A 25,071-nucleotide genomic window follows, 5' to 3' on the forward strand; every position below is an offset into this window, starting at 1 on the left:
CCCAGGTGAACGGCGAGTGTCCGCTTGGGGCGGCGAAGCTCGGCAAGCCATCCCGCGCCTCCGAGATGATCGCGATTCGTGCGGATGATCGCGCAACTGCGCGTTCATTCGACTGGAGCGCGCTCATCAGGAGTTGTCAGAGCCTCCGGAAGGAGATCGCGTAACCGGTGTCGTCCATGATCGCCCTCGTCTGCTCGAACGGCGTCCCGTCGAACGCCAGGCGGATCGGGGAGAGCACCTTGTCGGCGGTGCCCGCGGGTCCGGCGTCATAGAACAGGTGCAGCGTGCCGCCGGGCCGGATCACGTGGTCGAGAACCGCCAGTTCGGCCGCGGGGTCGCGGGTCCAGAACAGGTTCACATTGACCGCGAATGCCAGATCGAATGCGCCCACGTCGGCGTCGAGGCTCGCGAGCTCACCGGTCACCAATCGGAGCCGGCCGCTGGCGAGGTGGTCCGGATTCCGCTCAGCGGTGCGACGGATCGCCGTCTCGGACCGGTCCAGCGCCGTGAGGGTTCCGGGGTCGAGCAGGTCGCACACCAGTTGCGCCGCCGCGCCGGACCCGCATCCGATCTCGAGGACGCTAGAGAGCAGTTCGACCGGAAGCCGCTCGACCGCCCACCGGATCCGGGCGGGCACCCCTCTCGAACCCATCCCGGGATCGTACCGGCGCAGTCAGCGCCCTGATGAGCCCCCGAACGCCCCGGAGATCACCCGGGAGGATGCAGCAGGTGCGGGCGCGCAAAGCCGGAGGGCCGCACTCGCGGGATGCGAGCACGGCCCTCCGATGCCTGAGGCGAGAACCGTCAGGCGCCGGCGCCGACGCTCGCCCCGATGCGGTACTGCGCGCCGTGGTGCTCCTCGGGCAGCTTGTCACCGCGCCCGTGCAGCTTGTTGCGGAGCGTGCCGGGCGCGTACTCCTCCGGGTACGCGCCGCGCTTGCGGAGCTCCGGGATGACGAACTGGATGACGTCCTCCCAGGTGCCCGGCGTGATCGCGTAGGCGAGGTTGAAGCCGTCGACGTCGGTCTCCTCGACCCACTCGATGAGCTGATCGGCGATCTCCGACCCCGAGCCCACAATGCTGGGACCGAGACCGCCGATGGCACCGTGTCGGGCGATGTCGCGCACGGTGAACTCCTTGCCATGCTTGGCCGACTCCGCGAAGTTCGACACGGCGGACTGGATGGCGTTGCTCTTCACGTTGCCGACCGGCTCGTCGAGGTCGTACTGCGACAGATCCACGCCCATCCAGCCGGACATGAACACGAGGGCGCCCTCCTCGCTGGCGTAGGAGAGGTAGTCCTCGTACTTCGCCTGCGCCTTCTCCGGGGTCTCGTCGGTGATGACGGTGAGCAGCGTATAGATCTTCGCGGAGTACCGGTCGCGACCGGCGGCCTCGAGGGCGTCGCGGATGCGCTGAACGGTGCCCTTCAGCACCTCCTTGGTGGGAGCTGCGACGAAGATCGCCTCCGCGTTGCCGGCCGCGAACGCGATGCCGCGCGGTGAGGCGCCGGCCTGGTAGATCACCGGGGTGCGCTGCGGGGACGGCTCGGAGATGTGGATGCCGGGCACCGTGAAGTGCTTGCCCTTGTGGCCGATCTCGTGAACCTTGCTCGGGTCGGTGAAGATGCCGTTCTCGCGGTCGACGACGACGGCGTCGTCCTCCCAGGAGCCCTCCCACAGCTTGTAGAGCACCTCCAGGTACTCGTCGGCGTGGTCGTACCGGTCGTCGTGCTCCATCTGGTCGTCATGCCCCATGTTCCTGGCGGCCGACGGCAGGTATCCGGTGACGACGTTCCAGCCGACCCGCCCCTTCGTGAGGTGGTCCAGCGTCGACATCCGGCGCGCGAACGGGTACGGATGCTCGTACGCCGTGCCGGCCGTGACACCGAAGCCGAGATTCTCAGTCACGGCCGCCATGGCCGAGATGAGCAGCACCGGGTCGTTCACCGGAACCTGCGCGCCGTTGCGGATGGCGGCCTCGTTGTTGCCGCCGTACACGTCGTACGTCCCCAGCACATCGGCGATGAAGATGCCGTCGAACGTGCCCTTCTCGAGGAGCTGGGCGAGGTGCGTCCAGTAGCTGAGGTCCTTGTAGTTGCGGGAGCGGTCCTGCGGGTGCCGCCACAGTCCCGAGGACTGGTGCGCGACACAGTTCATGTCGAATGCGTTGAAGCGGATCTGTCGAGGCATGGACCCATCGTCGCGGCAGGCCGGCGAGCCGTCATCCCGAAGCGAAACATGAGGTCATATACATGACGGTTTCTTACGCCCGCGGGAGCCATCCGGAATATGTGCGCCTACCGTCGGGGCATGGCCGCAATCTCACCCGACCGCCCCCTGAACGTCGTCGGCGTCTCCGGGAGCCTCCAGACCCCTTCGAAGACGACCGTGCTCGTGCAGGGCATCCTCGACGAGGTGGCGCGCGAGCGGGAGACCGACACGCACCTGGTCGAGCTCCACGAGCTCGGGCCGCAGCTGGCCGGCGCGCTCCGCCGCGACCAGCTCCCGGCGAGCGCCGAGAGGGAGCTGCGCGCCATCGAGGCGGCTGACCTCCTGGTGGTCGCCAGCCCCGTCTACCGCGCGTCCTTCACCGGCCTCTTCAAGCACCTCTTCGACTTCGTCGGTCAGTACGCCCTCATCGACACGCCGGTGCTCCTCGCCGCGACCGGCGGAAGCGACCGTCATGCACTGATGCTGGAGCACCAGCTCCGGCCGCTGTTCGGGTTCTTCCAGGCGATCACCCTGCCGATCGGTGTCTACGCCAGCGACGCCGACTTCACGAACTACGAGATCTCCAGCACCGACCTGCAGGAGCGGATCGGGCTCGCAGTCGCGCGCGCCCGTCCGCTGCTCGGGCGCGAGCTCGAGGTGCCCCGTCCCGCGTGGTGGTGAGTCAGTCCTCCGCGAGCACGATGACCCGGTCGCCGGGCGCAAACGCGATGCGATCGTCCTTCCGCGGGTTCACGGTCACGCCGTAGTCCCGTTCGCCGTTGTGCGAGTCGGCGGCGATCCGGTAGCCGATGGCGGTCTCGCCGCGACGGCGGGCCGCCTCGACAACCGTGTAGAAGTCGACGGTCGCGCCCGGGCGCACGTACTCGTCCGACGGACGCAGGTACACCTCGCTGCCGGTGCTCGAGAAGAGAATGTCGAACACCTCCGTCAGCTGCCGGTTCTCGGAGATCTGGGAGAGCATCAGGCTGCTCAGCTTGTCGCTGACGATGAAGTCGTCGGCTTGGGTGACCTCGGCGAGCTCCCGATTGCCGTCGTCGAGCATCTCGCTGACGACGTTGAGGTCGATGCCCTTCCGGTCTGCCATCTCACGGAGGTGCAGCAGCGTGATGAGGGTCTTCGCGTCGGCCCGTTGCGCGCCGAGGTTCGTGTACGCCAGCACGATGACGTGGTCGAAGGCCGCCACGTCGAGCGATTCGAGCACGGCGCGGCTGGTCGTGTCGCCCCGGCGGTACGTGACCTCGGCGTTCGCGCATTCCGGAAGCGGCGGCGTCTCCACGTCGGCGACGATGGTCACCGTGGAGCCGGGCGCGACGTACTCGTCCAACTCACGGAGAATGGTCCGCAGACCGCTGTTGAAGCCGAGGACCAGGGTGCGCTCCGGCCGGGACGGCGCCGCTGCCAGGTGGCTGATGGCCGACTCGTCGACGGCGCCGCGCGTGCCGAGCTTGATGGTGCTGTCGTCCTCGGCGATGACGATGAGCTGATCCCCTGTGCCGATCACGGTGTCCGCCGACGGGTTCAGCCGAACGCCCCCAGCGGAGCCGATGCCGATCACGGTGGAGTCGGCGAAGGCGAACTGTGCGTCCAGATAGGTCCTGCCGACGAGGTCCGGCTGAACGGTGAAGTAGATCTCGTCGCCGCCGAAGTCGAGCAGCTCGGTGTACACGACGCTCAGCCCGCTCTGCCGGCAGCTCTGCACCGTGATCCGGCTGATCGTCTCGTGCGGAAGCACCCAATGCGCCTCACCGCGGCCGACGAGGTGTGCCGCCTCCAGGTTCGAGGGGTCCTCGATCTCCCCGACGATGTGGTGCTCGGCTCGTTTGCGGTGCGGGTTGTTCGTGATGGCCAGCGCGGTCTTGATGACCACCGAGTCGGGATCCGGGTTGTCTTCAGGCGCGAGGATCACGATGCTGCGGGCGCCGTGCGGGTTGCCGACCTCGAGGTCGGCGAGGTTCATCGGGTCGCCGCTGCGGACGATGATCCGGGTCTTGCCGGGACTCGGCACCTGCATGCGCAGGTCGTCCTCCATCTCGACCTTGTCGCGGTCTGCGAGGATGACGATGGCCGGCTTCCGCCTGGATTCGTTGGCCACGCAGATCTCAGCGACGATCGCGAAGATCTTGCTGCTCCAGCCCAGGATCAGGGTGTGGTCCTGCTCCAGCACGCGGGAGCGGCCCTTGCGGAGGTCCTCGACCTTGCTGTCGAAGGCACTAGAGATGATGCCGATCAGGCTGGCGACGATGATGACGCCGCCGATCGTCACCACGAGCATCGCGGCCCGGAACCCTGGTCCGGCGTCCCCGCCCATCGTCCCGCTGTCGAGGGTGCGCATCAGGTTGCCCCAGAGCGCCTCCCAGAAGTCGATCGGCTGCGGCTTGTTCTCGGCGTGCGGGTGCAGTCCGAACAGCACGACCGCCAGCGCGACGAGTGAGATGAACGCCAGGCTCGCCAGGGCGAGCAGCCCATCAGCGCGATGGTGCCCTTCGCCATCACGTTGTCGAACCAGTAACGGCCCCTCTCGCGGGCGCTGGTTCTCGGCAGGGTGCGTTCGGCGGGCATGGCGGTCATCCTATTGACGGACGAGCCCGCCGCTGACGGTTGCGCGTGCGGCGCGTTGCGGCGTGTTGTGGCCGGGATTCCGGGCCGTCGACGGTCAGCGGTCCTCGGTCTCCCCGAGGTCGACGTCGCCGAGCTCGTTTCCACCCTGGTACGGCGTCTCGTCGACGGGCGCGCTCTCGCCGAGCACCGTCTCCCCCGCGACCGCGTCGTTCGTCGCCACGTCGTTCTGCAGCCGGAACATCTCCTCACGGTCACCGGCGAGCGCACCGCCCCCGGTGTCGTCGTCGTTGCCGTCCGCGGCCGTGTCGGCGCGGGCGTCCGCCTCGTCGAGGTCGACCTCGCTCACCCCGACGCCCGGCGACTCCTCCGCCGACATTCCGACGTCATCCGCCTCCTCCGTCTCGCTCGAGTCGTCGGCGGCGACATCGCCGGCCGGATCCGAATTGATCAGCTCGGCGTTGCTCATCTCCCGATCGACGGCGGCGTCGGCGTCACCGACGGCGCGGCTGTCCTCCGTCCGGCTCGGGCCATCAAGGGCGCTCCCGGCGTTGGTGCCGGTGACCGCGTCCGTCTTGCTGACTTCGTCGAAGGAGGGGGTGAGATCGGAATCGCTCATGCGCCTCACGCTAGAACCGAAGCCTGGCAATTGCTGGATACCGTCTGAGCGCCCCCGGCGGCTGCGGCATGCTGTTCGTCATGGTTCTCGGCTACTCGGCGGAGCAGGTCCGCGCGGCCGAAGCACCGCTGCTGGCAGCAGGCGAGCCGCTCATGCGGCGGGCTGCCGGGGGACTCGCCGAGGAGCTCCGGCGCGTGCTGAACACCAGGCACCGGCGCGTCGACGGCGCCGTCCAGCGTCGGCTGCTGCTGCTCGTCGGTCCAGGGAACAACGGCGGCGACACCATGTTCGCGGGCGCCGAACTCGCGGCGGGGGGCACATCGGTGTCGATCGTGCCGACCGGCTCACGGATGCATGAGGAATCGCTCGCCGCCGCGCTCCGGGCGGGTGCGCGGCTGAAGGCGGACGCGGATGCGGACATGGTGTCCCGCCTCGCGTCCGGCGCCGACATCGTGGTCGACGGCATCCTCGGCACGGGCACCAGCGCCGAGAACCCGGCGCTCCGCGGGCGCGCCCGCGAACTCGTCGCCGCGATCCTCCCGGTGCTCGACCACCCCATCCGCCCCGACGTCGTCGCCGTCGACCTGCCGAGCGGCATCGATCCCGACGACGGCTCGGTGCCGGATCCCGTGGTGCTGCCCGCCGACCTGACGGTCACCTTCGGCGCGGTGAAGGCGGGGCTGCTGCTCGAGCCGGCCCGCCGCCTCGCCGGTGAGGTGCGGGTCATCGACATCGGCCTCGGTCCGCACCTGGAGCGCGTCGAGCCGCTGGTGCGGACACGGGACCACGGTCCCTGAGCCTGTCGAAGGGACCGACCAGAAGGTTGCCACAGCGCTTCGACCGGCTCAGCGACCGATCTCGATGCGTTCCCGGATCGAGGTGTCGAAAACCGCTGTTCTCGTTCGTATAGCAGGTGAGAGGCTGGCACGGAGCCGGCCGTGATGCGAGGAGAGAACGATGAAGCAGTACCTGCTCAGCCTGTACCAGCCGGTCGGCGAGGTTCCCGACCCCGAGTTCCTGGGGCCCGTGATGGAGAACCTGGCGCGGATCAACCGCGACATCGAGGCGGCGGGATCGTGGGTGTTCACCGGTGGCCTGCACCAGCCGGACACCGCGACCGTCGTGCGGCCCGGCGAGAACGAGCCGCTCATCACCGACGGACCATACTCCGAGGGCAAGGAGTTCGTCGGCGGATTCTGGATCATCCAGACCGCGGACCTGGACGGCGCCCTGGGCTGGGCGCGTCGCATCACCGAGGCGACCGGGCTGCCGGTCGAGGTGCTGCCGTTCCAGTTCACCTCGCTGACCCCGGCCTGAGCCGGGCACGATGACGTCCGGGGAGGCGTCCGCACCGCGGCACGACGCGATCGCCGCGATCTTCCGGGAGGAGCACGGCCGCGCCGTCGCCGTGCTCGTGCGGTCCTTCCGGGATCTGGAGCTCGCCGAGGATGCGGTGCAGGACGCCTTCCTCGAGGCGGTCCGCCGCTGGCCGTCGCAGGGCATCCCGCCGAGTCCGGCCGGCTGGATCCTCACCACCGCACGCAACCGGGCGATCGACCGGATACGCCGCGAGTCGACCCGCGAGCATCGGCACCTGGAGGCGGCGCTGCTGCAGCCGGACGACACCGAACCCGAGGAGGACGCCGTGCGCGACGACCAGCTGCGGCTGCTCTTCACCTGCTGCCACCCGGCGCTCGCGCTGCCGGCGCGCGTGTCCCTGACCCTGAAGGTGCTCGGCGGCCTCACCACCGCAGAGATCGCCCACGCGTTCCTGGTGCCGGAGCCCACCATGGCGCAGCGCATCGTGCGGGCGAAGGCGAAGATCCGCGACGCCGGGATCCCGTACCGGGTGCCGGATGAGTCCGAGCTGCCGGACCGGGTGCGTGGCGTGCTCGCGGTGCTCTACCTGATCTTCAACGAGGGCTACTCCGCGACCTCCGGCGACCGGCTGGTGCGAGACGAACTGTGCCGCGACGCCATCCGCCTCGCCCGGCTTCTCGCACAGCTGATGCCCGACGAGCCGGAGGCGCTGGGGCTGCTCGCGCTGATGCTGCTCATCCAGGCGAGGCGGGATGCGCGGACCACCCGGCACGGCGATCTGGTGCCGCTCGCCGACCAGGACCGCTCCCGGTGGGACCGGACCCTCATCGATGAGGGTCTCCGGCTGGTCCGCGCGTGCCTCCGCCGGAACCGGCCGGGCCCGTATCAGCTGCAGGCGGCCATCCAGGCGGTGCATTCCGACGCAGGGTCAGCGGGCGGCACTGATTGGCGACAGATCGTCGCGCTGTACGACCAGCTCCTGGCCGTGTCCCCGAATCCGGTCACCGCGATGCACCGGGCGGTCGCTGTGGGCGAGCTGCGCGGGCCGCAGGCGGCGCTCGCCCTGCTGGACGAGTTGGAGCTTCCCCGCACGCACCTCGCCCCCGCCATCCGTGCCGAGTTCCTCCGCCGGCTCGGACGGAGCGACGATGCGGTGGCCGCGTTCGACGAGGCGCTCGGCCTGGTCGAGAATGCCGCCGAGCGGCGCCATCTGGAACGCCGGCGGGCGGAACTGCGCCGCTGATCCGCGCGCCGGTCGACCACCCCAGCGGCCGGCCGCGGCTTGGCCTTTCCTCGCCGCAGCCTGACAAGAGGCTCAGCAGGCCGTCCGCGACGGAGCCGCACACGAGTGACCGGATTAGCGTGGAAAACGATCCCTGAATCGGTCGCCGCGCGACGCGGCGGAACGACGCAGCGGGGCCAACGTCCAGACGGGAGAGACGACATGAGCGCGAACACCTCAGGATCCGAGAACGTGGTGCCGGAGGGCGGCACCCAGGACCGCGACCAGCTGCCGCTGCCCGACTTCGATCACATCCCGCTCGGCACACTCCCGAGCCGCATCCACTCCCTCGACGAGCGCGCACTCACGCAGCTGCTCGGCTGGGAGCGCGCGCACGGGAACCGTCTGCCGGTCACCCGGGTGCTGGAGTCCAGAATCGAGCAGCTGCGGAACGGCGCCGAACCGTCCGGGTCCATCCCGAAGGAGATGCCCGAGATGACAACCACCCAGGGCGGATCTCCGGTGACGCAGGCGACGGCGCGCGACCACGTGCCGGAGCCCGCGAAGAGCAGCCCGATGCTGCCCTCCCAGCCGCAGTAGCGGCGTGGGTGGCGCGCGGGCTCAGCGCGCACGCCGCCACGTCGACGTATCCTGGTGGGCCTGTCCCCGCACCGGAAAGGGCCCCGAGCTCGTGTGTCGTCTGATCGGATTCGCCTCGCTCGCATCCGAATCCATCGGTGACGTCATCGGCGAGCAGCAGTGCGACATGTTCCAGGACATGTCGCGCCTGCACCGCGACGGCTGGGGCACGATGTGGCTCGATGACGAGAGGACCCCAGGAAGCCCCACCGTGGCCGCCGTGCGCTCCGTGGCCAGCGGCCTCAGCGACGTCGACCTGCGGTCCAGCCTGATTTCGCAACCGTCGCGGGCTCGCGTGGCACACCTGCGGCTGGCATCGAAGGGAATGCCGATCCGGCCGGAGAACACTCACCCGTATCTCGCCGGCAACCTCGGGTTCGCGCACAACGGCGGCATCATCCCGACGGCCGCGTTGCGCTCCCTCCTCACCGAGAAGTACCTCGCCGAAGTTCAGGGCGACACCGACAGCGAGCTCTATTTCGCCCTCATCCGGCAGAACCTCCGCAGGGGCGGTTCGCTCAGCAGCGCCACCGTGGATGCGGTGGCCGAGATCCGCAGCCGGTACCCGAGCGCCAGCTTGAACGCGCTGCTGCTCAGCGCGGACCAGCTGATCGCAGTGCACGCCAGCCGGCACACGCCGATCCCGCACGAGGAGTTCGCCGACAGCGGCCTGCCGCACCACGAGCTTCCGCTGGAGCATGCGACCGACTACTACCGGATGGGCTACTACCGGTCCGCGAACGGATCGATCGCGTTCAGCTCGGTCGGCATCGACATGGCGGGCTGGCACGAGCTGCCGCAGGAGAGTGTGACGACCGTCGACCTCCGGACGCTGCAACTCGAAGTCATCGCCCTCGAGTCGGCGGAGTCGCTGACCGCCTGACGTGGCAGTGCTGAGGGCCTGTGCGCCCCGCCGCTCACGCCTCCGAACGGACGGGAACAGGCGCGAACCTGAACGTGAGCCGCAGTCATGCTTCGGGCAGGGTGCGAATTCCGCTCGCTCAGCAGCACCGCCGCATACCGTGACCTTGAGTTCCGCGCCCTGACCCGCCGACGTAGTGGGGGTGATTGCGGTGGACGAATGCGACGTCTCCACCGACGACCTCCGGGTACTCCACGGCCTTCTGCGTGGGCTGCCGGTCCTCCTCGGCGGACTTCTTCTGGGTCTGCTGCTGACTGGAGGGCCGGCCGCTGCGGCGTCCTCGGCGGCAATCAGCTGATCGCCGATGTGGTCGCGCCGTTCACCGCGAACGGCACTGCGGTGTCGGTGTTCGGCAAGAGCGAGACGGAGGACGCGAAGACCGTCTTGCTCGTCTGATCCACGTCGGCCGGATGCTCCGGCCGACGTGAACACAGCCGGGTGCTGCTGGGCCCGAACCAGCGGCACCCGGCTACTCCCGCGTCCCGCGGGGCCCCGTCGGGACGACACCCTGCACGTGCGCTCCAGCCGGATGCGGAACAATGGCCCGCGATCCGGAAGGGCGGGCTATGACGTCGAACACGACCTCCCTCAGCCGCGCGGAGCGGCTCGACCGGCTGCCGTTCACCAGACGGCATCTGACCCTGCTCGGCGGCTCGGGCATCGGCTGGGCGCTGGATGCCATGGAAATCGGACTGATCTCCTTCGTCATCGCGCAGCTCTCGATCACCTGGAGCGCAGACGCCGCAGCACTGTCCTGGGTCGCATCCGCCGGCTTCGCCGGGATGGCCATCGGCGCCGCGCTCGGTGGCCTGCTGGCGGACCGGTTCGGTCGCCGCAATGTCTTCGCCGTCACGCTGCTTCTCTATGGGGTGGCGAGCGGGCTGTCGGCATTGGCCTGGTCGGTCGCGGTGCTCATCGTGCTGAGGTTCGTCGTCGGGCTCGGGCTCGGTGCCGAGCTGCCGGTCGCCTCGACGCTGGTCAGCGAGTTCGCGCCCAAGCGCATCCGGGGACGCGTCGTCGTGATCCTCGAGGCGTTCTGGGCGGTCGGCTGGATCGCCGCTGCGCTGCTCGGCTACCTCGTCATTCCTGCAAGCGCCGACGGCTGGCGGTGGGCGCTGCTCGCCGGCGCGCTGCCCGCGCTCTGGGCGGTGGTCATCCGATGGCGGATGCCCGAATCCGTGCGGTTCCTGGAGTCGAAGGGCCGCCACGCGGAGGCGGAGCGCATCGTGCGGCGATTCGAGGAGAGCGCCGGCGACACCGAGCGGGCGAACTACTCCGCGGTGGCGCCACCGGCCGGACCCCCACCCGCTCAGACCCGGCTCGGCCATCTGTTCGCACCGACGCTGCGCCCGAGGACCGTCGCGATCTGGGTGGTGTGGATCACCGTGAACTTCTCCTACTACGGCGCCTTCATCTGGCTGCCGAGCCTGCTGGTGGAGGCGGGGTATTCGCTGGTGCGGTCGTTCGAGTACACCCTGCTCATCACGCTGGCGCAGCTGCCGGGCTACGCCGCCGCCGCCTACCTCGTGGAGAAGTGGGGCCGCCGGGTGACACTCGCGGTGTTTCTGCTGGGATCCGCCGTCGCCGCGGTCTTCTTCGGCTTCGGGGCGGTGAGCGGCGTCGAAGCGCAGATCCTGGCGTTCGGGGCGCTGATGTCGTTCTTCAACCTCGGCGCGTGGGGCGCGTTGTACGCCGTCACCCCGGAACTGTATCCGACGCCGTTGCGCGCCACCGGTGCGGGCTGGGCGGCCGGAGTGGGCCGTCTTGCTTCGATCATCGCGCCGCTGTCGGTTCCGCCGCTGGTGGCCCTCGGCGGGCCGCCTGTGGTGTTCGCCGTCTTCTCCGCGGTGTTCTTGATCGCGGCCGCCGCTGCCTTCGCGCTCCCGGAGCTGAAGGGCCGCCCGCTCGACTGATTCCTACCGGGTCTGCGAGCGGCCGCGATACGCGCGGATGAACGCGTCGACGATGCTGAAGCCGGCGACGACCACCATCGCGACGGTGCCGACGACGGCGATGGCACCGTCCGCCCCGCCGCCCTCGGGCCAGCCGACCGCGGCGAAGAATCGGTCGTTGAGCAGGCTCCCGGCTCGGAGCAGCCCGATCACGATGGCTGCGACCGCGACATTCAGCGCGGCGTTGACGACGGCCAGCGGCACGGTCCAGCGCCCGACGCGGTAGCGCACGACCTCCAGCACGATCTCTGCGGCGAGCAGCAGCACCAGTACGGGGAACCAGAAGGACCAGAGCTCCGGGTTCAGCACCGGCATGCTTCGTCCTTCCACGAACACGAAGAACTGCTGCACGAAGAGGAGGGCGATCAGCACCGCAATCCAGGTGATGGCGCCGACGGCGTCGAGGAGTGTCTGGCGTCGGGCCGGCAGCTCGGGCAGCCGGTCGAGCGTCCAGTCTCCGAGCGACTTGCGGGCCTCCGGCCCGGAGCGCTCCAGGATCACGAAGACCACCGTGACCCAGAAGCCGAGGTGTACGACCAGGTTGAACCCGGTGGTGAATGCACCCGCGAAGACCGTGCCCACCGAGCTGCCCGCGAGCGTCTGCGCGAGGGCCACGGCGATCATCGACACCGGCACGACGACGGCCAGCAGCACCTTGAGCAACCGCCAGTAGTGCAGGAACAGCGACGGTCCGATCAGGTACAGGGGGCGATCGGAGTAGTCCGCGGCGAGCCGGTCGGGGTCACCCAGTCCGGTCAGGACGGACCGCTCGGCGGCTGCCGGCTCCGCACCCTGCTCCAGCATCCCGTCGACCGCGTCCGCGACCGAGGCGCGAAGCTCCTGCTCCACGTCTGTGCGCTGCTTCTCGGGCACACCGCGCAGTACTGCGGCGACGTAACGGTCGGTGAGGGTGGTCATCGAGGGTCTCCTTCGGTGGAATCGAGGTCGGTGATCGACGAGTGGAGGGCGTTCCAGTCGGCGAGCAGCACGCCGGCGAGCTGCTCGCCGTCGGCTGTAGTGCGGTAGAACTTGCGCGGCCGCGTTTCGTCGGTGTTCCAGGCGCTGTCGAGCAGCCCCTGCTTCTCGAGCCTGCGCAGCAGCGGGTAGAGCGTGTTGGCGTCGACCGCGAAGCCCGCCGCGTTCAGGGTTTCCAGCAGCGCGTAGCCGTAGCCCGGACGCCGAAGAGTGACCAGGCAAGCGAGCACCACGGTTCCGCGGCGGAGCTCTTGCAGGTGGGTTGCGACGATGTCGTTTTCGAGCACGCCCACACGCTACTGTGTAACACACACCATCGTCAAGCGCACTATAACGGTGGGCCGACGCGTCGGCTGCGGAAGACTGGTCCGATGGAGAATCCGGCTGCCCGCGACGCCCCGTGCCCTTGCGGCAGTCGGCTGCGGTACACCGAGTGCTGCGCGCCAGTCCACGCCGGAAAGCCGGCGGACTCGGCGGAGGCGTTGATGCGGTCCAGGTTCAGCGCCTTCGCGCTCGGTCTGCCGGCATATCTGCTCGAGAGCTGGCACCCCGAGACCCGTCCGGCGTCGGTCGGCCTCGACGACGGCATCGTCTGGCGTCGGCTGCAGATCGTCGACACCGTCGCGGGCAGGGCCGAGGATGAGACCGGGATCGTCGAGTTCCGCGCCTCGTTCCGCTCCCCCGGGGGCAGCCAGATCCTCCACGAGCGCAGCCGCTTCGCCCGCGTCGACGGCCGATGGCGCTACGTCGACGGAGACGTGCTCGAACGCTGAGCCGACCGAGGGGTGCCGAGTGCCGGTACTTCTACGACCTCAGCGACCGCAGGCCACCACCCCGCCGGGTGGGATACGGTGGCAACGATTCCGCCCCCTCTCTTTCGGAGTTCGATGTCGAACCAGCCCGCGCCCGCGCTCATCCCCCAGCCGCGACAGCTCCACCTCTTCCCAGGGACCTTCCGCTTCGAAGGCGAGTCGGACATCCGGTCGGGGATCGACCCGCAGCTCGGCGCCGAGGAGTACATGCTGACGATCGACGGCAACGGTGTGGCGATCTCCGGCGGCGACGACGCCGGAGTCTTCTATGCCCGGCAGACGCTTCGCCAGCTGCTGCCGCCGACCGCATCGGGACCCCTAGACCCGATCGACGCGCGGGGCGTCGACCTCCCCCATGTGCATATCGAGGATCGGCCCGAGTACCCGTGGCGCGGCTTCATGCTCGACGTCGCCCGGCATTTCCTGCCGGCCGGGTTCGTGCTGAAGGTGATCGACCAGCTCGCGACACTGAAGCTCAACCGGCTGCATCTCCACCTCACCGACGACCAGGGCTGGCGACTGCCGGTGCCGGGGTATCCGCGGCTCACCGAGGTCGGCTCCAAGCGACGCGAGTCGATCGTCGGGTACGACAATCAGACCGACGATGTCGAATACGACGGAACTCCGCACGAGGGTGCATACACCCGCGCGGAGCTGCAGCACATCGTGCGGTACGCGGCCGAGCGCCACATCACCGTCGTGCCAGAGGTGGACCTCCCCGGTCACGCGCAGGCGGCGATCGCCGCGTACCCGCACCTCGGCAGCGGCGAGCCGACCGAGGTGCGCACCCGCTGGGGTATCAGCAGCCGCATCCTGAACCTCGAGGACTACACCCTCGACTTCGTGACCGAGGTGCTCGACGAGGTGCTCGACATCTTCCCTGGCGGGTACGTGCACATCGGCGGCGACGAGGTGCCGCGGCGGGAATGGCGCGAATCCGCCACGGCGCAGCAGCGGATGAGCGAGGCGGGCCTCCCGGATGTCGAGCAGCTGCTCGGATGGTTCGTCGGTCGAGTCGGCGAGCACGTTCGCGCCGCCGGACGCCGCCCGGTCGCCTGGGACGAGGTGGTCGACGGCGGCGCCCCGAAGGACACGCTGGTCATGGCCTGGCGCGGTGTGCAGCACGGGGTGAACGCCGTGCGCGCGGGCTACGACGTGGTCGTCACGCCGCGTCCGCCGCTGTACTTCGACTTCCGCCAGTCGGAGAGCCCGGAGGAGCCGGTGAGCTTCCCGGAGGCGCCGACCACCCTCGCGGACGTGTTCCGGTTCGAGCCGCTTCCCGACGGGCTCGGGGACGCGCAGGACGGCGACGGGCGGGTGATCGGCACCCAGGCGAACCTCTGGACCGAGTACGTGCCCACGACGGAGTCCGCCGAGTACATGACGTTCCCCCGGCTCCTGGCGTTCGCGGAGGTCGCCTGGCGCCCGCGACTGGAGGAGGGCGAGTCCCGGGATCTCGACGGGTTCCTGGAGCGGGTCGAGCAGCACCTGCCGCGTCTCCATGAGGCGGGCATCCGGTACCGCCCGCTCGACGGCGACACCGAGTAGTCCCGCCCCGCCGCTCGCTGCGGGCAACAACGTTCTGACGAGGGCGAGCGCTACCGCGGTTCCTGCGAGCGGCGAAGGAGCCGCTCGATCACCCGCCCCTTTCCCTCGGTGTACGCGCGACGGTCGTCCCGGAGCAGCCCTGCAAGCTCGAACTTGACCCGGGCGTATTCGGCGCGGGCCAGCGGGTCTCTTCGCAGAAGGTCCCGGAAGTCGAGGTGGTCCCGGAGGGCTCGACTCCCCTCCACGACGACATACAGGTGGTGGTAGGGCAGGCTTGGCGCTGGCCGGAACGCCGAGCGACCCGCGACTCCCAAGTCGCCCTCGGGCTCGAAGCCTGCCATCGCAAGCATGCGCGTCACGCCGGCGACCCCATGCTCGGCCGGCACGACGATGTCGAGATCGATGATCGGCTTCGCCGCGAGTCCGGGCACCGCGGTGCTGCCGACGTGCTCGATGCGGTACGGCAGCCCCGCGAGCAGCTCGGCGAGGAACGCGTGCAGCACCGCGAAATCGCTCTCCCAGCGCGGGTCGTACTCCACGACGACGCTTGACGCGACCGCCTGGTCCGGCTCGTTCCCGGTGCCGCGCCCCTCGTTCACTGGCCCGTCGGGGCTCGGTCCAGCTTCACCGGCTCCTCGGAGAAGCGAGCCGCGCGCGGGTCTAGCTCGTCGCCCATGCGCTTCGTGAGGATGCCGTAGAGCTCCGGCCGGCGGCCGCGGATCCAGCGGCGACCGGTCGACAGCGGCACCAGCTCGAGGTCGAGGTCTGCGGTGACGATCGCCTCGCCCGCCGCCCAGGTCTCCGCCACGATGCGGCCGTAAGGGTCGAGGATCATCGAGTTGCCGGTGCGGACCTCGTCGTCGTCCCGGCCGATGCCGTTGCTGAACAGCACGAACAGGCCGTTGTCGTGCGCGCGCGCCGGCAGCCAGCGCAGCAGCCACTCGCGTCCGCTGGATCCGCGGATCGCCGCCTCGATCGCGGACGGGTCGCTCTCCCGGCGGTCCCAGACGTCGAGCGGGATCGGCTTCATGCCGTGCGGGCTCCGTGAGTTGGTGCCGCCGGTCTGATGCGGCGCGATGAGCACCGTCGCGCCGAGCAGCGCCGTCGCGCGAACGTTTTCGACGAGGTTGTTGTCCCAGCAGATGAGGACGCCCATCCGCACGCCCCACGGGGTGTCGAACACCGTGTACGTGTCGCCGCTGGAGACCGCCTCGTGCTCGAACGCGTGCAGCTTCCGGTGCACGTGCACCGCACCGTCGGGCAGGCACACCGCGTACGAGTTGTAGAGCCGTTGACCGTCCTGCTCCAGGAAGCCGACGCCGATGCCGACCCCGAGCCGCTGCGCGAGCTCCCGGACCGCACCGATGTGCGGACCGCCGGCGGGTTCCGAGAGCGCCCGCAGCTCGTCCGCCGAGCGACGTCGAAGATACCAGTACCCGATCAGGCACATCTCCGGGAAGACCACCAGCTGCGCACCCTCGGCTGCCGCCTGCTCGGCGAGCCGGCGCACCGTCCGCAGGTTCGTGTCCGCATCCTGCGGCACAGGCTCGAACTGGATCACCGAGGCGCGGATCGCGCCCCGCTCCGCGTCGGAATCCTCGGACACCGCTGTTCCCTCCAGCTGCATGCGGGCACCGTCCTGGCGACGCCTCAAGCGGACGCCACGTCGGGGTCCTGCGCCCCAGCCGCGACGGTCAAGGCTAGGTCGACAACGACCGGATAGTGGTCGGAGGGCGGCATCCCGTCGAACTCATCCCGCAGGATACGCGCCTGGCGCACCTCGATCCGGGCACCTGGATGCCCGGGGCGGGCGAGCACATGGTCGATCCGCCGGTTGTACTGCAGGGTCGCCTCCGCCGGTGCGAACCGGTTCTCGTCGCTGAGCGTCCGCTCATCGTCGTCGCGGTCGGCGGCGACCGCCCAGCAGTCGGTCAGAATCTCCGTGAGCTTCCGGAAGTCATCCGCCTCTGGCCCGGCGTTCAGATCGCCGACGACGAGCACCGGCAGCGGGCCGTCGAGCGCCGGCATCAGCGCGAGCTCTCCGAGCTCGGCGAGCTGAGCGGCGCGGATCGGCAGCCGCTCGGGTTCCCAATCGGTGCCGGCCACAATGACGTGCAGCGGGCCGAGCGGATGCGCGACCGTGACCGACAGCGCGACGACGGTGGTGTCGGGCGACGGCATCGGAACCGCGTCAACGTGCAGGACCGGCCAGCGGCTGAGCAGGCCGATGCCCATCCGGACGCCGCGCTGATCCTCCGTCTCGACCGGGTCGGGCTCCGGCGGCAGCGACATGGGCGCGAACGCCGCGTGCATGCCGAGCGCACGCCCGAACTCGTCCGGCTGGCTCGTCTCGTCGGTGGCCCAGGCCTCCTGCAGGCCGACGATGTCCGGGGCCTCGTCTCGCAGCACGCTCAGGATGCCGGGCTCACGCTCCCGCCAGTTGCCGCCGAAACGCCACCAGACATTCCAGGTCATCACTCGAAGCTCGTCGTCGGCGCGCACCACGCCATCCTCCGACGGCCATCTTCTCGGCGCAACGAAGTTCCGCAACTGTTCAGGTGCGCCGGTTCCGGCGACAGTCAGGGCGTCAGAGGACGCCCTGCTCCGGCGTGCCCGCCGGGATGGGCCTGAGCCGCGTGACGACGACCGGGGACGCGATCACGTCGGCGATGGCGGCGCTCAGCCGTCCGACCGCCTGACCCTGGGAGTGGGCGTCGAGCAGGTCCTCCGAGGCCCACCTCTCGATCATCACGATTGTGCCGTCGGGCGCGTCGTGGATGGCGTACAGGATGCAGCCGTCCTCCTGGTGCACCTCCGCGATGGCCGGCTCGAGGCGGCGGACGAGCTCGTCGCGCATCCCCTCGACGGGAGTGAAGACCGCGGTGACGACGACTGGTTCGGCTGCTGGCATCCGCCCAGCCTAGAGCGGCTGCGCTAACGTTCCCCCGATGCCTCTCTTGCCGAAAGCGCCGCCCGCGACCGTCGTCATGTCGGCCGAGGGGTACCGCATCGCCACCTACGATCATCCGGCCGAGCCGGACGCGCCAGTGGTGCTGGCGGTGCATGGGTTCTCGTCCAGCGCATATGCGAACTGGCAGGCGACCGGGTGGGTCCGCGAGCTCGCCCGGGCCGGTTACCGCGTGATCAGCTTCGACCAGCGCGGGCATGGCGCGAGTGACAAGCCGCACGACCCCGGCGCCTACACGATGGAGGCGCTCGTCGCCGACGCGGAGGCGGTCATCGAGACCTACCTGCTCGACGAAGTGACCTGGGTCGGCTACTCGCTCGGTGCTCGCGTCGGCTGGCATGCCGCGATGGAGCTGCCGCACCGCATCACCCGGGCGGTGCTCGGCGCCATCCCGGACGGCGATCCGCTCACCCGCTTCAGGGTCGACGAGGCGAGGGCGTTCCTGGCATCCGGCACGCCGGTCGATGACCGGCTGACCCAGGCGTACCTGAAACTGGCGTCGGGCATCCGCGGCAACGATCTCGAGGCGCTGGTGAGCCTCGTGGAGGGGATGCGGGGCGGCGCCCAGCCCGATCCGGCCAAGCCCCCGACCCAGCCGCTGCTGTTCGCGACCGGGAGCGAGGACCGCATCCTGGACGCGTCCAAGGCCCTCGCGGCCGCCTGTCAGGCCGGCGAGTTCTACGAGATCCCCGGCCGCAACCACTTCAACGCCCCGACGTCCCGAGACTTCCGGACCCGGGCGCTCGAGTTCCTCGCTCGCTGACCGCGGCCCGGCGATCCTCTGCCCGTCGTCGTCAGCGCGGTGAGCGGGTGGACCGCATCGCGCGCTTGACGGTGACCGGACCACCATCGGGCGCCGTGCCCGCGGCCAGACGCGCGTATTCCTCCGACTCCACGGGGAAGATCGCGACCCGTCCGTCCCCGTCCGCGTGCACACCCCATCCGTACCGCTTGCCGAGGTCGCTCGACCGCAGGCACGGCTGCCCCTTGCTGAAGAACTGAGCCCTGGCGGCCGGACGGTCCGCCTCGGCGACGCCGTTCCGGTCCGCCCACACGGTGAAGATCACATCGTCTGAGGTGTACCGGTACGGGTGCTCAGCGATCATCCGATGTGTGAGCTCGGCGGTGCTCGGCGTCGCCCGGGACGGCGGAACGGCGCCTTCCGCGGCGGTGCAGTCCTCGGCCACCTCGATGAAGGTGTCGAAGTAGTTCGTCGTATGCAGGCTCGCCATTCCGTGCACGTTCCCTTCCTCTTCGCGGACCGCGACTCTTCCCATCATCGCGCCCGCCGCCGACATCGACGGCGCCCGTCAGCCGGACGGCGCGGAGCGCACGCCGATGACGACGGTGGCGTCCAGCTCCTCCGACCGGCGGATTTCGGGCGTCAGCCCATGACAGGCGAAGATCGCGGCCGCGATCGGCGCCTGCCGCTCGCTCGTCTCGATCAGCAGCCGACCACCGGGGGCGAGCCAGGCCCGCGCCTCGGCGGCGATCCGGCGATGCAGCTCCAGCCCGTCCGTCCCGCCGTCCAGCGCCCTGAGCGCCTCGTGCATCCGCGCCTCGGCGGGCAGCAGCGGGATCTCCGCGGTCGGAACATACGGTGCGTTCGCGATGATCATGGCCAGCCCCCCGCGCAACTCCGCCGGAACCGGGTCGAAGAGATCGCCCTCGACCACCGCCGTGCCCGGCGGCAGGTTCCGTCGCGCGCATTCGACGGCCGCGGGGTCGACATCCGCGGCGACCAGCGTCAGCCCCGGCCGAGCGGTGAGCAGCGCCGCGCCGATCGCACCGGACCCGCAGCACAGGTCGAGCACGACCACCGCGGGTGGCAGCAGCCCCGCCGCCTCGGTCACCAGGAACTCGGATCGCGGCCGGGGCACGAATACGCCGGGCGACACAGCGATGCGGAGCCCCGCGAACTCCGCCCAGCCCAGGACGTATTCGAGCGGCTCCCCCGCGATCCGCCGCCCGAGCATGACCTCCAGGTGCTCAACATCGCGGGCCGCGGCGGTGAGCAGCCTTGCCTCGTCCTCGGCGAAGACGCATCCGGCGGCACGGAGCCGTTCCACCGGCGCGTTGGGCGGCGTGATCTGCGCCACTCAGACCCCGCGGTAGATGGTCGACAGGTAGCGCAGGCCGGAGTCGCACAGGATGGTCGCCACGGTGGCACCAGGACCGAGCTTCTCGGCGACCCGCAGGGCCGCAACGACGTTGGCTCCGGACGACGTCCCGGCGAACAGGCCCTCCTCCCGGGCGAGCCGGCGCGCCATCGCAATGGCGTCATCCGCGCTGACCTGCTCGATCGCGTCCACCTGCTCGGGCTCCCAGAGCGGCGGGACGAAGCCGATGCCGATGCCCTCGATCCGGTTGGAGCCCGATGGCCCACCGGAGAGCACGGCAGATTCGGCCGGCTCCACGGCGACGATCCGGACATCCGGCCCGTGGCCGCGAAGCGCACGGCCGACGCCGTGGATGGAGTGAGCCGTGCCGACGGCGTGGACGAACGCGTCGACGCGGCCGGCCGTCTGCTCCCAGATCTCCTCACCCATCGGCAGGTACCCGGTGACCGCGTCGGCGTTGTTGAGCTGATCGCACCACCAGGAGCCGGGCGCCGCCGCGACCTCCCCGGCGCGGGTGATCATCCCCTTGATGAGTTGCTCGGTGATGCCGAGGCCGCCACTCGGCACATCCTCGACGGTGGCCCCGAAGGCCTGCATCGTCCGCCGTTTCTCATCGCTGAACGCGTCGGAGAAGACGACATGAAGCCGATAGCCGAGCGCAGCGCACACGAACGCGAGCGAGATCCCAGTGGTGCCCGCCGTGTATTCGACGACGGTCCCTCCCGGCTCGAGCCGGCCGCTGGTGACGGCCGCTTGGATGGCTGAGCGAGCCATCCGGTCCTTCATGCTGCCGGTCGGGTTCGCCCACTCGAGCTTCGCCACGATGCGCGCGCAGTTCGACGGATGGATCCGCTCGAGCTCGACCAGTGGCGTGTTCCCGATCCCGTCCAGCGCACCCATGCCGGTCAGCGTGCCACCCGTCGTCGTCCGCCCGCAAGCGGCGGCACATCGACAGCGCACACGATGCGCTGGTAGCCTCGTCCGCATGGCCGCTTTCATCCGGATTCGCCGCTCCTAGCGGCGGGTCTGTCGATTCTGCAGGCTCCGCCGCTCTCCTGGCCCATCGCCGGAGCGGCTCTTCTTCTGCACCGCCCGGCTTCGCCCTCTTCCGCGGAGCTTCTTCATGTCACGGGTTTCCACCCACGGCCGGCACGAGACCGGCCAGAACTTCCTTTCCGATGCGTCGGTGATCGCGGAGATCACGACGCAGGTCGCCCATACGCGTGGGCCGGTCCTGGAGATCGGCGCCGGCGACGGTGCGCTCACCCGCCCGCTCGCCAGGCTGTCGCGCCCGATCCTCGCCCTCGAGGTCGATGCCCGTCGCGCGCAGCGGCTCGATGCCCGGACGCCCGCACACGTGCGGGTCGTCGCGGGTGACGTCCTCCGGACGCCGTTCCCCGACCAGCCGCACGTGGTCGTCGGCAACCTGCCCTTCCACCTGACCACAGCCATCCTCCGGCGACTGTTCGCCGAGCGCGAGTGGACGGATGCGGTGCTGATGCTGCAGTGGGAGGTCGCCCGCCGCCGGGCCGGCGTGGGCGGCGCCACGCTGCTCACCGCGCAGGAATGGCCGTGGTTCGACTTCCGCCTGCTGAGGCGCGTGCCCGCGCGGGCGTTCCGGCCGGTGCCGAGCGTCGACGGCGGGCTGCTGCGGATCACGCGACGGCCGGAGCCGCTGGTGGACCTCGCCGAGCGACGCCGGTACCAGCGGTTCGTCGGCGATGTGTTCACCGGTCCCGGGCGGGGGCTTCCCGCGATCCTGCGCCGCACGTCGCCGGCGCCAGGGGTTGACAGCTGGCTCCGCGCCAACGGCGTGACGGCGGCGACGCTTCCGAAGCACCTGGACGCTGACCAGTGGGCGAGCCTCTGGGCCTGCGTTCGCGACCTCCGCGCCGGCGCCTCGAGACGTTCGGCCCGGCGCTAGTGCGCGGCGTCGACCAGCTTGAGACCGACGACGCAGGCCACGATCCCGAGGATCAGCAGCAGCTTGATCACCGATGCCGGCTCGCTGCCGGAGATCATGGCGTAGAGAACGGTCAGCGACGCGCCGATCCCCACCCACACGGCGTAGGCGGTCCCGGTGGGGATCTCGCGCATCGCCAGGGCGAGCCCGCCCATGCTGAGCACGAGCGCGATCCCGAACACGATGGTGGGGCCGATCTTCGTGAAGCCCTCCGACTTGCCGAGCGCGGTCGCCCAGACCGCTTCCAGCACACCGGACACAACGAGAAGGAACCAGAACACGACGAGCACTCCTGCTGGCCAGTCTTGTCGCGTTCCGGGTACTGGTCCCTCGTCCGGGAGCGCGCCACGCGCTCTGCACATCACGCTAGCCGGACCGCGTGGCCATCGCCTGGGCACGCTTGTGTATATAACCGCCCGGTTATATGCTCGGCTTGTGCATGCGTTCGACGTTCTGGGCGATCCGGTGCGGCGGCGGCTCGTGGAGCTGCTCGCCGCCGATGACGCCCCTGCGGGCGCCGTCTCGCGGGTCGTCGAGCAGGAGTTCGGCATCAGCCAGCCCGCCGTCGCGAAGCACCTCCGGGTGCTGCGCGAGGCCGGGTTCGTTGCGGTGCGGCCAGAGGGACCGCGCCGCATCTACCGGCTCGAGCCCGCGGTGGTGGAGCAGCTCGAGGAGCAGGTGGCGCGCTATCGAGCCCTCTGGTCCCAGCGGCTGGACGCGCTCGAGACAGAGATCACGCGCGGCAAGCGTGAACGGAAGGAAGCGGAGCAATGACCTCACTCTTCGGCAGCGTCGCGAAGGTCGGCGCAGGCTACGACCTGGAATTCGAGCGGGTGCTCGCCACCGACGTGGACGACCTCTGGTCGGCGATCACGGATGCCGACCGGCTCGCGCGGTGGATGAACGTCTACACCGGCGAGCTGCGACTGGGCGGCACCTGGCAGGCGCTGCTCGACGACGGTTCGGTCTACTGCACGGGCACAGTGACCGAATGCGATCCGCCGCGAAGCTTCGTGACCACGTGGCACGCGATCGAGGAGCAGCCCACCACGCTCCGGATCAGCGTCGAGCCGGCCGCCGACGGCGCCCGCCTGCTGCTGCGCCACGAGGGTGCGCAGTCGATCTACTACGGTCCCGGTTGGCAGAGCTATCTCGAGCAGCTGGACGAGCACCTCGGCGCGGCGCCGTCATCGGAGGTCGACCCGTCCCGCACGGCGGGCATCGCGTGGGACGCCCGCTACACCGAGCTTCGGGGCGTCTGGGAGAAGCGGTTCGGGTCACTGCGCAGCTGATGCTGCCGACCGGGGCGACGGTGCATCGCCGCCCCGACGGGACGACGGCTCGTCACCGCGTGAGCTTCCGCCATCCTCCGGCACGGTTGTTCGCGATGATCTGCCGGAAGTAGTCGACGAGTGCAGTGGCATTGACCGGCTCGTCCTTGTGGATCGCGATCATCCGGCCGGTCCGGTTGCCGTGACCTCCCGTGACGATGCCGTGCGGGTCCGGAACGATGCCGCCGTCGTACAGGAACACCGTCACGTGGTCCTTGGCGGAGAGCAGCGCGCACACATTGCCCTGGAGCACGAAGTATGGCTGCACGGTGCGCTTGATCGTCTCGTCCACCTCGGGGTCCGCGGCGTGCACCAGGTCGCGCACCTGACGGCAGATCTGCTGCTGCCAGTCGGGCAGCGCGTCGATGTACGCGTCGACCCTCGCGTCCTTCGCATAGGTCATGCTGTCTCCTCCCCACGACTCTGCTCTCACCTTGCAGACGAACGGCGGCGCCGCATTTCGACACCCCGCGGCGTTTTCTCCGCCGCGCGGCATGTCCCCCGCTCCGGGCGGTGCCCGATAGTCTCCGGCACATGAACGGCGTGGGGGCCTCATCGGCTGATGGCGTGGACGAGGGCACGGCACGGGTCGTCGAGAGCGAACCAGGCGAGGAGGAGCTGGAGCCGGAGGAGCCTGAGGGCTGGGTCGACATCTCGTTCGAGCACCCGCGGGAGGACGCGGTCGAGCGCTTCCGGACGATCTTCACCAACCACGGCATCCCGGCCGTCTTCTGGCGCACCGGACTCGGTGACTGGCTGCGGATCGACGCGCGGATCATGTTCGGCCGCGGAGGCGAACTGCTCCGCTGGAGCGGCGTTCCTGGGCGGGAATGGGCGCCGATGTCGGTCGAGGAGGTCAACGCTGTCGTCGACTCCCTCGGGGTGACGGTGCAGCTGGGTGACCTCGAACGTGAGCCGGCCGAGCCCCTCGCTGCGACGCCGACGGGCGTACGGCGCCTCGTCGACGCCATGGTCATGTGCGCACGGGAATCATCCGTGACAGCGGATCTGATCGCCCGGGAGGCGAAGGCGCCGGTGGTGCTCAACCGGTTCGGGGACTGGATGATCATCTCGCCATTCGGCGAGCCCAGGGCTGTGGAGGCGTCCAGCGTTTGGGGCATGCCGGATGTGATCGTGCTGTGGCGACAGGGCGACGAGCGCGGCACCTCCACCTTCCGGAGGGGCGACCAGCACGGACACGCGTGGGGCTTCGAGGCGGAGTTCCTCGACCCGTCGAACCCGTGGCATCGCGACCACACCGGCAAGACGGTCGCCGAGTGGCTGGAGGCGACCCGCCCGGAGCCGCCCGAGTGGGAGCCGTGGGCGAAGGTCGCCGCCCTCGACGATGACTCGGCCCAGCGGCTCCGCTTGGCGTTGCGGCGCCCGGACAGCGACGAACAGACATTCCCGCGATTCGCCGACGCGCTCGGGCTTCCCGCGGTCGTGGTGGATCTGCTCGACCACGACCTCGATCCGATGTCGCTGCCGGGCGCCGAGGTGGTGCGGCCGGCCGGCTTCCTGCGGGGCGTCTGGGAGGCGATCCGTCGGGACGTGCGCAACGTCGCTGCCGAGCGGAACGAGCCGAAGCCGTCGAGGCCGCCCGCGAAGCTCCCGGCGCTGACGGTCTGGTGGCTGCGCGTGACCTGCACCCGGCCGTGGTGGTACCACCTGCTCGCGCTCGGCGCGATCGGGATCTTCGGCACGCTGCTGGTGGTCCGGCTGCAGGAGGACGGTTCGCTCTGGGCTCCGGCCGTCGGCCTCTTCTTGGCGCTGGCGGACTACTCGATCCCGCGCCGGATGTTCGCCGCCGATCTCTTCCCGGACACCGACGACGAAGGTGGGCCGCGCCAGTCGGACAAGTGACGCCTGGCGGAATCGGTCCGGGCGGT

At 70.0% G+C, this 25,071-nt stretch carries 28 protein-coding genes, 1 pseudogene and 1 riboswitch; of the genes and pseudogenes, 14 read left to right on the forward strand and 15 right to left on the reverse strand.

What is annotated here, in order from left to right; translation table 11 throughout:
• Positions 1–136: 136 nt before the first annotated feature.
• The gene (locus tag ACFFGH_RS11590; RefSeq protein ID WP_386668378.1) at positions 137–652 is read right to left on the reverse strand and encodes a class I SAM-dependent methyltransferase; all 516 of its coding nucleotides are present in this window, start codon (positions 650–652) and stop codon (positions 137–139) included.
• 152 nt (positions 653–804) lie between these two features.
• Positions 805–2,193 (reverse strand): LLM class flavin-dependent oxidoreductase, encoded by a 1,389-nt coding sequence (locus ACFFGH_RS11595; protein WP_386668379.1) that lies wholly within the window; start codon positions 2,191–2,193, stop codon positions 805–807.
• 129 nt (positions 2,194–2,322) lie between these two features.
• Between ACFFGH_RS11595 and msuE the strand changes: the two genes are divergently transcribed.
• On the forward strand, positions 2,323–2,895 hold the full coding sequence (msuE, locus tag ACFFGH_RS11600; protein ID WP_386668956.1) for an FMN reductase: 573 nt from the start codon (positions 2,323–2,325) through the stop codon (positions 2,893–2,895).
• Position 2,896: 1 nt separating this feature from the next.
• On the opposite strand, the gene ACFFGH_RS11605 is transcribed toward msuE, so the two are convergent.
• Both ACFFGH_RS11605 and ACFFGH_RS11610 read right to left on the reverse strand, forming a co-directional pair.
• Positions 2,897–4,645, reverse strand: a complete 1,749-nt coding sequence (locus ACFFGH_RS11605) for a CASTOR/POLLUX-related putative ion channel (protein ID WP_386668381.1) — start codon at positions 4,643–4,645, stop codon at positions 2,897–2,899.
• 243 nt (positions 4,646–4,888) lie between these two features.
• Entirely contained in the window at positions 4,889–5,410 is a 522-nt protein-coding gene (locus tag ACFFGH_RS11610) for a hypothetical protein (RefSeq protein ID WP_386668383.1), read from the reverse strand.
• A gap of 68 nt (positions 5,411–5,478) precedes the next feature.
• Here ACFFGH_RS11610 and ACFFGH_RS11615 point away from each other — a divergent pair, with 68 nt between their 5' ends.
• The 6 genes from ACFFGH_RS11615 to ACFFGH_RS11640 all read left to right on the forward strand — a co-directional run bounded on the left by ACFFGH_RS11615 (position 5,479) and on the right by ACFFGH_RS11640 (position 11,426).
• On the forward strand, positions 5,479–6,207 hold the full coding sequence (locus ACFFGH_RS11615; RefSeq protein ID WP_386668385.1) for an NAD(P)H-hydrate epimerase: 729 nt from the start codon (positions 5,479–5,481) through the stop codon (positions 6,205–6,207).
• A 160-nt stretch (positions 6,208–6,367) separates the two neighbouring features.
• Positions 6,368–6,727: a YciI family protein gene (locus tag ACFFGH_RS11620; protein WP_386668387.1), complete on the forward strand. Its 360-nt coding sequence runs from the start codon at positions 6,368–6,370 to the stop codon at positions 6,725–6,727.
• Positions 6,728–6,737: 10 nt separating this feature from the next.
• The gene (locus tag ACFFGH_RS11625; RefSeq protein ID WP_386668389.1) at positions 6,738–7,973 is read left to right on the forward strand and encodes an RNA polymerase sigma factor; all 1,236 of its coding nucleotides are present in this window, start codon (positions 6,738–6,740) and stop codon (positions 7,971–7,973) included.
• A gap of 201 nt (positions 7,974–8,174) precedes the next feature.
• Positions 8,175–8,552 (forward strand): DUF8129 domain-containing protein, encoded by a 378-nt coding sequence (locus ACFFGH_RS11630; RefSeq protein ID WP_386668391.1) that lies wholly within the window; start codon positions 8,175–8,177, stop codon positions 8,550–8,552.
• A 91-nt stretch (positions 8,553–8,643) separates the two neighbouring features.
• Positions 8,644–9,474 (forward strand): class II glutamine amidotransferase, encoded by an 831-nt coding sequence (locus ACFFGH_RS11635; RefSeq protein ID WP_386668393.1) that lies wholly within the window; start codon positions 8,644–8,646, stop codon positions 9,472–9,474.
• Between the two features lie 605 nt (positions 9,475–10,079).
• Positions 10,080–11,426, forward strand: coding sequence for an MFS transporter (locus ACFFGH_RS11640; RefSeq protein WP_386668395.1), 1,347 nt, complete (start codon positions 10,080–10,082; stop codon positions 11,424–11,426).
• 3 nt (positions 11,427–11,429) lie between these two features.
• On the opposite strand, the gene ACFFGH_RS11645 is transcribed toward ACFFGH_RS11640, so the two are convergent.
• Together ACFFGH_RS11645 and ACFFGH_RS11650 are read right to left on the reverse strand one after the other, a co-directional pair.
• Entirely contained in the window at positions 11,430–12,383 is a 954-nt protein-coding gene (locus ACFFGH_RS11645) for a permease prefix domain 1-containing protein (protein ID WP_386668397.1), read from the reverse strand.
• The gene (locus ACFFGH_RS11650; protein WP_386668399.1) at positions 12,380–12,727 is read right to left on the reverse strand and encodes a PadR family transcriptional regulator; all 348 of its coding nucleotides are present in this window, start codon (positions 12,725–12,727) and stop codon (positions 12,380–12,382) included. Before ACFFGH_RS11650 ends, ACFFGH_RS11645 begins: the two co-directional genes overlap by 4 nt.
• An 84-nt stretch (positions 12,728–12,811) precedes the next feature.
• On the opposite strand from ACFFGH_RS11650, the gene ACFFGH_RS11655 reads away from it, so the two are divergent.
• Positions 12,812–13,213, forward strand: coding sequence for a YchJ family protein (locus tag ACFFGH_RS11655; protein WP_386668401.1), 402 nt, complete (start codon positions 12,812–12,814; stop codon positions 13,211–13,213).
• Between the two features lie 114 nt (positions 13,214–13,327).
• Positions 13,328–14,800 (forward strand): beta-N-acetylhexosaminidase, encoded by a 1,473-nt coding sequence (locus tag ACFFGH_RS11660; protein WP_386668403.1) that lies wholly within the window; start codon positions 13,328–13,330, stop codon positions 14,798–14,800.
• 50 nt (positions 14,801–14,850) lie between these two features.
• Here the strand turns inward: ACFFGH_RS11660 and ACFFGH_RS11665 are convergent, their stop codons facing one another.
• The 4 genes from ACFFGH_RS11665 to ACFFGH_RS11680 all read right to left on the reverse strand — a co-directional run bounded on the left by ACFFGH_RS11665 (position 14,851) and on the right by ACFFGH_RS11680 (position 17,711).
• Positions 14,851–15,399 (reverse strand): GrpB family protein, encoded by a 549-nt coding sequence (locus ACFFGH_RS11665; RefSeq protein WP_386668405.1) that lies wholly within the window; start codon positions 15,397–15,399, stop codon positions 14,851–14,853.
• Positions 15,396–16,406, reverse strand: coding sequence for a nitrilase family protein (locus ACFFGH_RS11670; protein WP_386668407.1), 1,011 nt, complete (start codon positions 16,404–16,406; stop codon positions 15,396–15,398). Before ACFFGH_RS11670 ends, ACFFGH_RS11665 begins: the two co-directional genes overlap by 4 nt.
• Before the next feature lie 44 nt (positions 16,407–16,450).
• Positions 16,451–17,302: an endonuclease/exonuclease/phosphatase family protein gene (locus tag ACFFGH_RS11675; protein WP_386668409.1), complete on the reverse strand. Its 852-nt coding sequence runs from the start codon at positions 17,300–17,302 to the stop codon at positions 16,451–16,453.
• A gap of 85 nt (positions 17,303–17,387) precedes the next feature.
• A complete protein-coding gene (locus tag ACFFGH_RS11680) occupies positions 17,388–17,711 on the reverse strand; it encodes a putative quinol monooxygenase (protein ID WP_386668411.1) in 324 nt (107 codons plus the stop codon).
• 37 nt (positions 17,712–17,748) lie between these two features.
• Between ACFFGH_RS11680 and ACFFGH_RS11685 the strand changes: the two genes are divergently transcribed.
• A complete protein-coding gene (locus tag ACFFGH_RS11685; RefSeq protein ID WP_386668413.1) occupies positions 17,749–18,531 on the forward strand; it encodes an alpha/beta fold hydrolase in 783 nt (260 codons plus the stop codon).
• 31 nt (positions 18,532–18,562) lie between these two features.
• On the opposite strand, the gene ACFFGH_RS11690 is transcribed toward ACFFGH_RS11685, so the two are convergent.
• Genes ACFFGH_RS11690 through ACFFGH_RS11700 form a run of 3 tightly spaced genes read right to left on the reverse strand, consistent with a single transcriptional unit; the run spans position 18,563 to position 20,788 of the window.
• Positions 18,563–19,048 (reverse strand): DUF6157 family protein, encoded by a 486-nt coding sequence (locus tag ACFFGH_RS11690; RefSeq protein ID WP_386668415.1) that lies wholly within the window; start codon positions 19,046–19,048, stop codon positions 18,563–18,565.
• Positions 19,049–19,078: 30 nt separating this feature from the next.
• Complete coding sequence (locus ACFFGH_RS11695; RefSeq protein WP_386668417.1) at positions 19,079–19,867, reverse strand: putative protein N(5)-glutamine methyltransferase; 789 nt, start codon at positions 19,865–19,867, stop codon at positions 19,079–19,081.
• Positions 19,868–20,788: a PLP-dependent cysteine synthase family protein gene (locus ACFFGH_RS11700; protein ID WP_386668419.1), complete on the reverse strand. Its 921-nt coding sequence runs from the start codon at positions 20,786–20,788 to the stop codon at positions 19,868–19,870.
• Between the two features lie 223 nt (positions 20,789–21,011).
• Between ACFFGH_RS11700 and erm the strand changes: the two are divergent.
• Positions 21,012–21,834, forward strand: a pseudogene (gene erm / locus ACFFGH_RS11705) (23S ribosomal RNA methyltransferase Erm).
• Here erm and ACFFGH_RS11710 read toward each other — a convergent pair.
• A complete protein-coding gene (locus ACFFGH_RS11710; RefSeq protein WP_386668421.1) occupies positions 21,809–22,132 on the reverse strand; it encodes a DMT family transporter in 324 nt (107 codons plus the stop codon). The pseudogene erm and the gene ACFFGH_RS11710 overlap by 26 nt on opposite strands.
• Positions 22,133–22,145: 13 nt before the next feature.
• A riboswitch (guanidine-III (ykkC-III) riboswitch) is annotated at positions 22,146–22,209 on the reverse strand.
• Between the two features lie 77 nt (positions 22,210–22,286).
• On the opposite strand from ACFFGH_RS11710, the gene ACFFGH_RS11715 reads away from it, so the two are divergent.
• Positions 22,287–22,625 carry an ArsR/SmtB family transcription factor gene (locus tag ACFFGH_RS11715; protein ID WP_386668423.1) on the forward strand — a complete coding sequence of 113 codons (339 nt, stop codon included), beginning with the start codon at positions 22,287–22,289 and terminating at the stop codon, positions 22,623–22,625.
• On the forward strand, positions 22,622–23,143 hold the full coding sequence (locus tag ACFFGH_RS11720) for an SRPBCC family protein (protein ID WP_386668425.1): 522 nt from the start codon (positions 22,622–22,624) through the stop codon (positions 23,141–23,143). Before ACFFGH_RS11715 ends, ACFFGH_RS11720 begins: the two co-directional genes overlap by 4 nt.
• A 52-nt stretch (positions 23,144–23,195) precedes the next feature.
• On the opposite strand, the gene ACFFGH_RS11725 is transcribed toward ACFFGH_RS11720, so the two are convergent.
• On the reverse strand, positions 23,196–23,585 hold the full coding sequence (locus tag ACFFGH_RS11725) for a DUF1801 domain-containing protein (protein WP_386668427.1): 390 nt from the start codon (positions 23,583–23,585) through the stop codon (positions 23,196–23,198).
• 131 nt (positions 23,586–23,716) lie between these two features.
• On the opposite strand from ACFFGH_RS11725, the gene ACFFGH_RS11730 reads away from it, so the two are divergent.
• On the forward strand, positions 23,717–25,045 hold the full coding sequence (locus ACFFGH_RS11730) for a hypothetical protein (RefSeq protein WP_386668429.1): 1,329 nt from the start codon (positions 23,717–23,719) through the stop codon (positions 25,043–25,045).
• Positions 25,046–25,071: the final 26 nt, after the last annotated feature.

It is taken from the genome of Lysobacter korlensis, assembly GCF_042434515.1.